The organism is Mesorhizobium sp. P2_E6 (assembly GCF_056403835.1).
The window spans coordinates 36,132-48,578 of record NZ_JBFUEQ010000013.1; the positions used below are offsets into that span (position 1 = coordinate 36,132).

Consider the following 12,447-nt stretch of genomic DNA (forward strand, 5'->3'; position numbering starts at 1 on the left):
GAACGTCTCTTCCCAGCGGCCGGATCGTCAGCTAGCAGATATGCCGCGCCCAGCCATAAATGCTTTTGTCTCCCCTCAATGCGGTGATGGTGAGCGCAAATGTGAGTCGGCGCAAGAAATTGCTACGTGGCAGACCGACGCCTATTCGTCGACAGATCCGGCAATCACGTGCTCTTGATATTGCGGCAGGTCGTCGGTGATGGTGAACCAGCCCGCCTTGGAGCCCACGAAGATATGGGCGGACGGGCGGATCGACGGGTCGTCGGCAAGGGTTCCCATCGCCACGTGGACGAAAGCCCCTTCGCGAACCAGCGAATAGAGCAATGAGCCGCACAGCCCGCAATGCGCATCATGGCCGCTTTGATCGCCGAAGATCAGAAGCTTGTCCTCGCCTTCGCCCAAGGCAAATTTTTCGCGCTCGATACCGGCGAACGGCTTGAAGGCCGAACCCGTGGTCCGTCGGCAATTGGAACAGTGGCAGTTGGCCGCGTAAACAAACTCGTCCCGTACGGCGTATTGCACAGCGCCGCACAAACATTTTCCGACAAGCTTGCGAGCCATCGTCCTATCCAGGTCTATGTGGGCCCGCGGTACTGGACCCAATTTTCGGGATCATGCTGCCAGGACTAATCCAGATCCGCCACCGCTTCACCCGCACCGCCCTCGATGCGCTGCGACAGGGAGGCTTCCATGAAATCGTCGAGGTCGCCATCGAGCACGCTCGACGGGCTGGTGCTCTCGACGCCGGTGCGAAGATCCTTCACCAACTGGTAGGGCTGCAGCACATAGGAGCGGATCTGGTGACCCCAGCCGATATCGCTCTTCGACGCTTCGGTGGCGTTGGCAACAGCCTCGCGCTTCTTCAGCTCTTCCTCGTAGAGGCGCGAGCGCAACATCTCCCACGCCTTGGCCTTGTTCTTATGCTGCGACCGTTCGGCCTGGCAGGCGACGGCGATGCCGGTGGCAAGGTGGGTGATGCGCACCGCCGAATCCGTGGTGTTGACGTGCTGGCCGCCCGAGCCGGACGAGCGGTAGGTGTCGATGCGGACATCAGATTCGGACACGTCGATCTCGATCGTGTCGTCGATGACCGGATAGACCCAGATGCTGGCGAACGACGTGTGACGACGCGCATTGCTGTCATAGGGCGAAATGCGTACCAGGCGATGAACGCCCGATTCCGTCTTCAGCCAGCCATAGGCGTTGTGGCCCTTGATCAGCAGCGTGGCGGACTTGATGCCGGCCTCTTCGCCGTCATGCACTTCCAGCACCTCGACCTTGAAGCGGCGCCGCTCGGCCCAGCGCGTGTACATGCGCAAAAGCATCGAGGCCCAGTCCTGGCTTTCGGTGCCACCTGCGCCGGCATGGACTTCGAGGTAGGTGTCGTTGGCGTCGGCCTCGCCCGACAGCAGCGTCTCGACCTGGCGAGCCTTCGCTTCGCCCTGCATCGAACGGAGCGCGGCTTCCGCTTCCGCGATGACGCCCTCGTCGCCCTCTTCCTCACCGAGTTCGATCAGCCCGATATTGTCTTCCAGCGCCTGCGTCAGGCCTTTCACCGAGGCGATACCTTCCTCGAGGCCCTGCCGTTCGCGCATCAACTTCTGTGCTTCCAGCGGTTCGTTCCAGAGGCTGGCGTCCTCGGCGCGCACGTTGAGGTATTCAAGCCGCTTTATGGCCTGATCCCAGTCAAAGATGCCTCCTCAGCAGGGTAATCGCCTGCCTGATCTCGTCGACAATATTCTGCGTTTCCGCGCGCATGGCTGGCTGTTCTGTCCTGTTTGATGAAATCGGTAGGCGCGATACATAGGGAGGCCGCCGCCGGCTGTAAAGCAAAATGGGCCGGCGCAAGGCCAGCCCATCCGCTCATGAAAATCGTCAGTAGAGGCCGCCGCCGCCGGACTGGATGGCCTGGTTGGCCTGCGGCGATAGTGCACCGCCGGTGGCATTAGAGCCGTCGGCGCCCATGCCGATCACCCAATAGCTGTCGGCAGGCCCGGTACCCGGCTTGAAGGCTTCGATGATGGTGCCGGGATCGCCCGAAGCGGCACGCATGCCGGTCTTGCGATTGATGGCGATCAGGTTCATGCCTTCCGGCACCTTGAAGTCGACATTGGGCGTGCCATCCAGCGCCACCCGCATGAAGTCCTTGAAGATAGGTGCCGCGAGACCACCACCGGTAGCGCCATGGCCAAGGCCGCGCGGCGTGTCGTAGCCCATGTAGAGGCCAACGACGAGGTTGGGCGTAAAACCGATGAACCAGGCGTCCTTTTCGTCGTTCGTCGTCCCGGTCTTGCCGGCGATGTGGCGGCCGAGTTCGCCGATGGTGGCGCCGGTGCCGCGCTGCACGACACCTTCCATCATCGAGGTGATCTGATAGGCGGTCATCGGATCGAGCACCTGCTCGGAATTGTCGACCAGTTCCGGTTCCGGCTGGTTCTGCCATTCGGGCGCATTGCAGCCCTGGCAGCCACGTTCGTCCTGCTTGAACACCGTCTTGCCGTAGCGGTCCTGGATGCGGTCGATCAGCGACGGCTTGATCGACTTGCCGCCGTTGGCCATGATCGAATAGGCCGACACCATGCGCATCACGGTCGTTTCGCCGGAGCCCAGCGCCATCGGCAGATACGGCGCCAGATGGTCGTAGACACCAAAGCGCTCGGCATACTCGACGACCAGCTTCATGCCCATATCGTTGGCAAGCCGCACCGTCATCAAATTGCGCGACTTCTCGATGCCGGAGCGCAATGTCGCCGGACCAGCAACGGTGCCGTCATAGTTCTTCGGCGTCCAGGTCGTGTTGCCGCTCTGGATGGTGATCGGCCCGTCCATGATCACCGAGGCCGGCGTATAGCCGTTGTCGAGCGCGGCCGAATAGACGATCGGCTTGAACGAGGAGCCTGGCTGGCGCATGGCTTGCGTCGCGCGATTGAATTCGGATTGCGCGTAGGAGAAGCCGCCGACCATGGCCAGCACGCGGCCGGTATGCGGATCCATGGCGATCAGGCCGCCCTCCACCTCGGGAACCTGGCGCAGGCTGTAGGCGCCATCGGCGCCATCGTTCTTCTGCACGAAAATAACGTCGCCCGGTTTCAAGACGTCCGCCGGCGACTTGGCCTTGACGGTCTTGCCGTCGACCAGATGGCGCATGGCGAAACCCATGTCGTCCTTGCTGACGGTGCCTTCGACGCGTTCCTTGACGATCTCGCCCGAGGCCTGGCGCGCCGGCTGAAGGCCGATCGACAGGCCGGTCTCCGAACTGTCGAGCACGACGGCCAGCGACCATTCAGGGACATCCTCCAGCCCCTTGACGTTGCCAAGCGGCACGCCCCAGTCGCCGGACACGTCGATGGTCGTCACCGGTCCGCGATAACCGCGCAGCGTGTCGTATTTCATCAACCCGTTCTGCATCGCCTTGCGGGCAATGAGCTGAACCTTCGGATCAAGCGTCGTGCGGACGGAAAGGCCGCCTTCGTAAAGCGCATTCTCGCCGTAACGGGCGATGATCTGGCGGCGCACCTCCTCGGTGAAGTACTCGCCGGCGAAAAGATAGGTGCCGTTGCGGCGCGGCGTCACGCCCAGCGGCTCGGCCTTGGCCTTGGCGCCTTCCTCACGCGTCACGTAGCCATTCTCGACCATCTGGTCGATGACCCAGTTGCGGCGCTCCAGCGCGCGATCGGCATGCTTGAAGGGATGGTAGTTGTTCGGTCCCTTCGGCAGCGAAGCCAGATAAGCAGCTTCGGCCACGGTCAGCTCGTTGACCGACTTGTCGAAATAGGTCAGCGCCGCACCGGCGACGCCATAGGCGCCGAAGCCGAAGAAGATTTCGTTGAGGTAGAGCTCGAGAATACGATCCTTGGGGTAGGCCTGCTCGATGCGGAAGGCGAGGATCATCTCCTTGATCTTGCGCTCATAGGTCTGGTCCGAAGACAAGAGGAAGTTCTTCGCCACCTGCTGGGTGATCGTCGAGGCGCCGACCTGGCGCTTGCCTGAGCCAAAATTCTGCAGGTTGACGATGATGGCGCGGCCAAGGCCGGTCACGTCGATGCCGGGATGATTGTAGAAGTTCTTGTCTTCGGCGGACAGGAAGGCTGCCTTGACGCGATCCGGTATGGCCTGGATCGGCAGGTACAGGCGCCGCTCACGGGCATATTCGGCCATCAGCGCGCCGTCCGACGCATGAATGCGGGTGGTCACCGGCGGCTCGTATTTGGCCAGCACCTCGTAGTCGGGGAGGTCCTTCGACAAATGGCCGATGTAGATCGCAACGCCCGCCGCGACCAAAAGGGCCAGCGTCGTGCCGATGCCGAAAAAATAGCCAATGAGACGAATCATACCCGCTCCAGTCCTTGGTTCGGGAATTTCCTAAACGAAGCCGCCTTCCGCGCAAGCTTTCGAGCCGGTCCCAATCCGCAATCGAAAACTCATGTCGCCACCATGTGGACAAAATACGGCAATGCCTGAATTCGTGACCGCAGGCCGTAAATAAAGGCAACAGCTGTTGTCGCCGCGCAACGCTGCCCCTGGTTGTGGGCGACCCGGAGCATGTCAGCCTCCGGTTCCGGCTCCGGTCTTGGCTGACGCGAAAAGTGCGACGGCATTGGTTATACTCTGAGCCGCCTTGCCGCGCCAGTCGGCGTTGAGCAGCTGCGCCTCGTCCTTGGCATTCGAGAGATAACCCAGTTCGACCAGCACGGATGGCACGTCGGGTGCTTTCAGCACCTTGAACCCCGCCGAACGCTGCGGATTGTTGATGAGGCCGACGCTGGTCGAAAGCTGGCCGACCAGGGTGTGGGCGAAGCTCATCGAGAAATTGTGCGTTTCGCGGCGGATCAGGTCGATCAGGATGTCGGTGACTTCCTTGCTRTCGTTCTTGATKTCCATGCCGGCGAACTGGTCGGAGAGATTYTCGCGGTCGGCAAGCGCCTGCGCCTCGGGATCCGAAGCCTTGTCGGAAACGGTGTAGACGGTGGCGCCGCGAATGCCTTTCACACTGATCGTGTCGGCATGAATGGAAATCAGCAAATCGGCCTCGTGCTGCCGGGCAATGCGCACGCGATCATCCAGCCGCAGGAACTCGTCGGTATCGCGCGTCATGAACACATCGTAGTTACCGACGGCCGCCAGCTTGTCGCGCAACTCGGTGGCGAAGGCGAGCGTGACGTTCTTCTCGATGGTGCCGTTCAGGCCCTCGGCGCCGCCGTCGATGCCGCCATGGCCTGGATCGATGACGACAGTGAAGCGATGGCCCGGATTGGACACCGGTCCGGTGCCGACCCGCGCTCCCTTGTCGGTCGAAACCGTCGATCCGGTGGTCAGCGCCTGATTGGCAAGTGCCGCGTCGAACTCGCGAGCGGAGGCTGCCGAGATATCGATGGCGATGCGGTAGCCGGTTCCGTCCTCGTTCTTGAGCACATCGAGCTTGTCGACGGCGAAGGGTCCCTTGCCGGTGAGGATCAGCCGCGAAACGCCCTCGCCGAGCGCGCCAAGGCGCACGCCCCTGACCAGACCGCGCGCCTTCAAGTCCTTGGCGTTAATGGCGAATCGCGTATTCGCAAGATCGATGACAAGACGATTGGGACCGCGCAGCAGGAACCATTTGACATCGGGTTCGCGGTCGAAATCCATGACGATGCGCATCTTGGTGGCATCGCCCGCCATCTTGTAGCCTTTTGCCACCAGCGGTGCGTCGGCCGCATTGGCAACGGAGGACGAGGCGGAAGAGATCACCAGCAACAGCAGGAGGCAGAAGGCACCGATGATCCGGCCGCCAACACGACATCCCTTGTCTGTGAAGTCTGCCAGTCCCATTTGTCTTCCAGTCGCTCCCGGTTTGGCGCCAGGCGCCCGTCGTTTCGTCGAAGTGCCGGTTAGGCCGCGAACTCGATTAACGATTGGTATCCAGAGAAGGTTAACCAAGCCTTTTCATGCAAGGGTTGGAGCCTGTTCTTACGTTACGGAACTGCTTTTTGCCGGCATCGGAAATCGGGGTTGCCTTCCACCCCGCCAAATCATAAAAGCGATACTGGATCACTGCAATCCTGGAACCGCCCTCCTCCGCAGCTTCCTGCTACAGGGTTAGATGAAAGGCGGCTCCTTTCGCTTCATGCGAAAAGGGTTCAGGTGATCGCGACGAAATTTCGCAGGTGTGCGCCCGTGGCGGGGGAATCGCCTGCGTGAGGAAAACGGCCGGGTTTGTTCCCGCGCCGGCTCTGTATGAGCAAACAAGCTGGTCCGGTTCGTCCGGGCTTTGGTTCAAAAGGTTCTGCTGGTGACGATGGCTTCAAGCGCAATCATGGAAAGGTCCGCATCAAACCGCGCCATTATGGCTGCGGGCGGCACCGCCATGGCGCTCAAGCGGCGGCCGGCGGACGTTCAATTATCCGGCACCCACACTCCAGACACGCAGCAGCGGGCTTTGCCTCGCAAGCTGCGGCTGACGGCTGCCGGGGGGAAACGAAATAATGCCCAACAAAATGCTGATAGACGCCTCCCACCCGGAGGAAACACGCGTTGTCGTCGTTCGCGGTAACCGTATTGAAGAATTCGACTTTGAATCCCAGGACAAGAAGCAGCTCAAAGGAAACATCTACCTAGCCCGCGTAACGCGCGTAGAGCCCTCCCTTCAGGCAGCCTTTGTCGAATATGGCGGCAACCGTCACGGTTTCCTCGCCTTCAGTGAAATACACCCCGACTACTACCAGATTCCGGTCGCCGACCGTCAGGCACTGCTGCGCGCCGAAGCGCAGGAGGCCGAAGACGAGGAGGACGAGGATGGCGACGGCGATGATCGCCAGAGCCGCGATCGCGGGCGGCGCGGACGCCGGCGCGGTGGCAAGAGCCGCGACCGTAGTGAACACAGGCGCGACGCAGGCGCTGCCGGCGAGAGCGAAGGCTCCGGCGAGGCAGGCGAAGGCGGCGACAATGGCGGCGATTTCGTTGTCGAGGAGATCTCTCACACTTCCGAGATCATCGAACACGCGGCCGATGCGTCCGAACATGTTGATACGTCCGAACATGCCGATACTTCCGAACATGCCGATGCGTCCGGGCATGACGAGGGTTCTGCCGAGCAGGACGAAACCGAAACGCGCAACGGCGGCCCGACGTCGATCGCCGCCTCGGTCGAAGCCGATGTGATTTCCGAAGCCGTCCCGCAAGCGGAAGGCAGCGAAGCGCCGTCAGGTGACAATGATCGCGGCATGCTCGAGGAGGTGCAATCCTCGCACCCGGACGACCATGAGGTCGAATCGGTCGGCGCCGAGGATGCGCTGGAAGAAGTGCGCAACCGCCGCAAGCCGGTGCGCCGCCAGTACAAGATCCAGGAAGTGATCAAGCGCCGCCAGATCCTGCTGGTGCAGGTCGTCAAGGAAGAGCGCGGCAACAAGGGTGCTGCCCTCACCACCTACCTGTCGCTTGCCGGCCGCTATTCGGTGCTGATGCCGAACACGGCGCGCGGCGGCGGCATTTCGCGCAAGATCACCAGCGCGGTCGACCGCAAGCGCCTCAAGGAGGTCGTTGCCGATCTCGAAGTGCCGCAGGGCATGGGCGTCATCCTGCGCACCGCCGGCGAGAGCCGCACCAAGGCCGAGATCAAGCGCGACTACGAATATCTGATGCGGCTTTGGGAAAATGTCCGGAGCCTCACCTTGCAATCGACGGCCCCTGCCCTGGTCTACGAGGAAGGCAGCCTGATCAAGCGTTCGGTGCGCGACCTCTACAACAAGGATATCGACGAGATCCTTGTCTCCGGCGAGGAAGGCTACCGCGAAGCCAAGGACTTCATGCGCATGCTCATGCCGAGCCACGCCAAGGTGGTTCAGCCGTTTCGCGACACGACGCCGATCTTCGTGCGGAATGGCATCGAGGCGCAACTCGACCGCATGCTGCAGCCGCAAGTGACGCTGAAGAGCGGCGGCTACATCATCATCAACCAGACCGAGGCTCTGGTCGCCATCGACGTCAATTCGGGCCGTTCCACCAAGGAGCACTCGATCGAGGACACGGCACTCCACACCAACCTGGAAGCGGCCGAGGAAGTCGCCCGCCAGCTCAGGCTGCGCGATCTCGCCGGCCTGATCGTCATCGACTTCATCGACATGGAGGAGAACCGCAACAACCGCTCCGTCGAGAAGCGGTTGAAGGATCACCTCAAGAACGACCGTGCGCGCATCCAGGTCGGCCGCATCTCGCATTTTGGCCTGATGGAGATGTCACGCCAGCGCATCCGCGCCAGCGTGCTGGAATCGACCATGAAGCCCTGCCCGCATTGCGGCGGCACGGGCCATGTGCGGTCCGATTCGTCGGTCGCGCTGATGGTGGTGCGGGCGATCGAGGAATTCCTGCTGAAGGATTCGCGTAGCCACATCACGGTGCGGACGCCGGCAGCGACCGCGCTCTACGTGCTCAACCACAAGCGCGGCACGCTGGTGGAACTGGAAAGCCGCTTCGGCCTGACCATCACCGTCGAGGCCGACGATTCGGTTGGCGCGCAGCACTATGCGATCTTCCGCGGCGCGCTGGCGGAAAAGCCGGAAGGCTTTGTCGAGGTGCGTAGCCTGCCGGCCTATGTCGAACCGGATGAGCCCGAGGACGAGATCGTCGTCATCGAGGAAGACGACGACGCGCCGGTACAGGCCGAACAGCCACGCCAGCAGCAGCCGCAGCAACAACAGCCACGGCCTGCCGCCGGTGGCGAAGAAGGCGAAGGCCGCGACCGCAAGCGCCGCAAGCGCCGGCGGCGTCGTGGCGGCAAGGACCGCGACCGCGAACACGGCGCACCCGCGGACGGGTCTACCGTCTCCGCACCGGCCGCTGAGTTCTCCGGCTCGGCAGCCACTGCCAGCGACGGCGAGGCGGAAGCGGACGACGACGCTCCTCTCGGTGTTGCGGAAACGTCCGAAACGGTTGAGGCTTCGGATGAAGGCCAAGGCAAGAAGCGCCGGCGTGGCAAGCGCGGCGGCAAGCGCAACCGTCGCGAAGACGGTGAAGGCGAGGCCGAGGCAGGCGCTGGCGAAACGGTCGAAGCACTCGACAGTGAAGTGGCGGAAAGCGCGACGGTCTCCAGTGAGCCGGTAGTTGCCGAACCGGCCGAAGAGCCGGTGGCGCTTGCTCCGGCCAATGACGACGCGCCGAGCACGGAAAAGCCGAAGAAGCCACGTCGTGCCGCCAAGCCGAAGAAGGCCGCGGTCGAGGTCGTCGCCGAGGAGCCGGCTGCTGCCGAAGCGGTCGCGGAGGTACTGGCCGAGACGCCGGCCACGGCGTCCGACGAGGCAGCGGCAGCGACTGTCGAGGAGGCGCCGAAGGTCCGCCCGTCACGGCGCAAGCCGGCGGCCGTGGATGCGCCGGTCGTGCCGGTGGTGTCTTCGACGGTTGCCGACGAACCGGCGGCCAAGACCGAGGACAAGCCGAAGCGCGCCGGATGGTGGCAGCGGAAGGGCTTTTTCTAAGCCTTTCAGCCGCTTGACTTGATTTCTTGACAAAAGAATCCCGCGCCAATCGAAAGACTGCGCGGGATTTTTCATATCTGGCGTTCCGGCTGGTCGCGAAACGCTAAAGCCAATCAAAGTGTGAAACCGCCGGCGCAGAGAGTTATCGTCGACGGAAACCGAAGTGCCTTCTAACCTTACACCACGACGAAATCGGCGTTGGTCAGCGCCAGGTTCGCGGCCAGTGTGGCAAAATGGGTCGAGCCGCCGGCGGCACTGCCGTTGCTGTCATAGGTGAGCCAGCCGGTGTCGGTCTCGTAGATGATGTGGTCGTTGCCGTCACCGGCAAGGCCAGTTGTGTTCTTGACGAACTGGTCGGCCGTCAGCGTGCCGTTGCCGCCAAGCGCTGCGAAGATGGCATTATCGACCCGGATGGTGTCGTCGACCACCGAGAAGTCGGTGATGCGGTCGACATTGCTCGAGGCATTGAGCGCCGTGGTGAAGACGAAGATGTCCTGGCCGCTGCTGCCGGACAGCGTGTCGTTGCCGCCCCTGCCGTCCAGCACGTTGTTGCCGGAATTGCCGGTCAGCGTGTTGGCCAGGCTGTTGCCGGTGGCGTTGATCGAGGCCGCGCTGCGTAGTGCGACGTTCTCGATGTTGCCCGTGAAGTGATTGCCATCGCCAAGGTTGATCGAGATGTAGCCATTGACGGTGTCGGTGCCGTTGGCGCCGGCGGTGCTTTCACTGACGATATCGCCGGCATTGTCGACGAAGTAGGTGTCGGTGCCGGCCCCGCCTTCCAAACGGTCGGCACCTTCCTTGCCGTCCAGCGTATCGTTGCCGCCAAGGCCGATCAGCGTGTTGACGCCGGAATTGCCGGTCAGCGCGTTGGCCAGGCTGTTGCCGGTGGCGTTGATCGAGGCCGCACTGCGCAGTGCGACGTTCTCGATGTTGCCCGTGAAGTGATTGCCATCGCTAAGGCTGATCGAGATGTAGCTGTTGACGATATCGGCGCCGTCGGCGCCGACGGTGCTTTCACTGACTATATCGCCGGCATTGTCGACGAAGTAGGTGTCGTTGCCGATGCCGCCTTGCATCGTATCGGCGCCCCCCTTGCCATCCAGCGTATCGCTGCCGTCAAGGCCGATCAGCGTGTTGACGGCAGAATTGCCGGTGATGACATTGGCGAAGGAATTGCCGGTGCCGTTGATGTTCGCCGATCCAGTCAGCGTCAGGTTTTCCAGTTCCTGGCCGGAGAGATTGAAAGAGATGGAGCTGTTGACCGTATCGGTGCCCTGACCATTAGCCTCGATCACATGATCCCCGGCATTGTCGACGATGTAGGTGTCRTTGCCTTGCGCTCCGCTCATCGTATCGGTGCCGCCGAGCCCGTCGATGACGTTGTTGCCGGAGTTGCCGGTGATCACATTGGCGATCGAGTTGCCGGTGCCATTGATATTGCGGGCGCCGATCAGCGTCAGTTTCTCCAACTCCTGGCCCGAGAGGTTGAAGGACACGGTGCTGTTGACTGTATCGATGCCCTGGCCATTCACCTCGACCACATGGTCTCCGTAATCGTCAACGAAGTAGGTGTCGTCGCCGGTGCCGCCGCTCATCAGATCGGCGCCGGCATCGCCGCTGATCGTATCATTGCCGCCAAGGCCCGACAGCGTGTCGTTGGCTTCGCCGCCATTGATGTGGTCGGCAAAGACGTTGCTGCCTTGCCAGATGTCATCGGCGGCGGTGCCGACGAAGACGGTAGGGTCGAAGATCGCGGCGCGGATCCAAGAGCCGCCGTCGCCGCCATCATAGGAGTCCCAGGTGAACACGAGGCGGCCATCGGCCAGCGCCGTGATTGCCGGGTAAAACTGGCTGTTCGCTGCCGTCGAATTGACGATGAAGTCGCTGCCGGCCGCTGAACCGTCGGCGTTGTAGACGCGGGCGCGGATGCAGCTGCTATCGCCGTCGCCGGCATCATAGGAATACCAGGTGGCCACAAAGCGGCCGTCGGCCAGCGCCGTGAGCGCGGGGCTTAGCTGGCCGTCGGTTATCGTCGAATTGACGATGAAGTCGTTGCCAACCGCCGAACCGTTGGCGTTGTAGATACGGGCGCGGATGCAGTTTCCGCCACCGTCGCCGGTGTCGTAGGACTGCCAGGTGGCCACGAAGCGGCCATCGGCCAGCGCCGTGATGTCGGGGGCACTATGGGCACTATAGCTGTTGGTTATCGTCGAATTGACTATGAATTCGTTGCCGGCCGCAGAACCGTCGGCGTTGTAGACGCGGGCACGGATGCCGTTGGCGCTACCGTCGCCACTGTCGTAGGACTGCCAGGTGACCACGAAGCGGCCATCGGCCAGCGCCGTGATCGCGGGGACAAACTCGGTGTATGTTGCTGTCGTCGAATTGACGATGAAGTCGTTGCCGGTCGCAGAACCGTCGGCGTTATAGAGGCGGGCGTAGATGTAACTGCCGCGGATGCCACTACCCTCGCCGAGGTCATAGGACTCCCAGGTGGCCACGAAGCGGCCATCGGCCAACGCCGTGATATCGGGGGAATTCCCGCCACTCGTTGCCGCCGAATTGACGATGAAGTCGTTGCCGGCCGCCGTACCGTCGGCGTTGTAGATTCGGGCGCGGATGCAATTGCCGATGCCGTCGCCGTGATCTTCTGACTGCCAGGTGGCCACAAAGCGGCCGCCGTCCAGCGCCGTGATTGCAGGGCTATACTGATCGCCCGTTGCTGTCGAATTGACGATGAAGTCGTTGCCGGCCGCTGAACCGTCGGCGTTGTAGAGGCGGGCACGGATGCACAAGCCATCGCCATCGCCGGGGTCATAGGACATCCAGGTGTCCACGAAGCGGCCGTCGGACAGCGCCGTGATCGCGGGGCCAAACTGACTGCCCATTGTCGTCGAATTGACGATGAAGTCCTGTCCTACGCGTCCAATGGGCATGGCTCGTTCTCTTTCGCTGCAGGCAGGGTGTAAAATGGCCAGCCGCCAGCATGGCATTGGCTGCA

Annotated in this window: 6 protein-coding genes; 1 reads left to right on the plus strand and 5 read right to left on the minus strand. The window is 62.4% G+C overall.

Going from position 1 to position 12,447, the window contains the following annotated elements; all coding sequences use genetic code 11:
- Positions 1-141: 141 nt before the first annotated feature.
- From AC1D08_RS27265 to AC1D08_RS27280, 4 genes are all read right to left on the minus strand, one after another.
- Complete coding sequence (locus AC1D08_RS27265; protein ID WP_457153991.1) at positions 142-561, minus strand: GFA family protein; 420 nt, start codon at positions 559-561, stop codon at positions 142-144.
- 65 nt (positions 562-626) lie between these two features.
- A protein-coding gene (gene prfB / locus AC1D08_RS27270; protein ID WP_477417861.1) for a peptide chain release factor 2 occupies positions 627-1,758 on the minus strand; the annotation gives its coding sequence in 2 pieces (ribosomal slippage) (positions 627-1,691 and positions 1,693-1,758; 1,131 coding nt in all).
- 117 nt (positions 1,759-1,875) lie between these two features.
- Positions 1,876-4,332 carry a penicillin-binding protein 1A gene (locus AC1D08_RS27275; protein WP_477228494.1) on the minus strand — a complete coding sequence of 819 codons (2,457 nt, stop codon included), beginning with the start codon at positions 4,330-4,332 and terminating at the stop codon, positions 1,876-1,878.
- Between the two features lie 213 nt (positions 4,333-4,545).
- The gene (locus tag AC1D08_RS27280) at positions 4,546-5,808 is read right to left on the minus strand and encodes an N-acetylmuramoyl-L-alanine amidase (RefSeq protein ID WP_477424480.1); all 1,263 of its coding nucleotides are present in this window, start codon (positions 5,806-5,808) and stop codon (positions 4,546-4,548) included.
- A gap of 653 nt (positions 5,809-6,461) precedes the next feature.
- Between AC1D08_RS27280 and AC1D08_RS27285 the strand changes: the two genes are divergently transcribed.
- Positions 6,462-9,446: an Rne/Rng family ribonuclease gene (locus AC1D08_RS27285; protein ID WP_457154016.1), complete on the plus strand. Its 2,985-nt coding sequence runs from the start codon at positions 6,462-6,464 to the stop codon at positions 9,444-9,446.
- A 176-nt stretch (positions 9,447-9,622) separates the two neighbouring features.
- On the opposite strand, the gene AC1D08_RS27290 is transcribed toward AC1D08_RS27285, so the two are convergent.
- A complete protein-coding gene (locus AC1D08_RS27290) occupies positions 9,623-12,382 on the minus strand; it encodes a beta strand repeat-containing protein (protein WP_477424482.1) in 2,760 nt (919 codons plus the stop codon).
- Between the last annotated feature and the right edge of the window lie 65 nt (positions 12,383-12,447).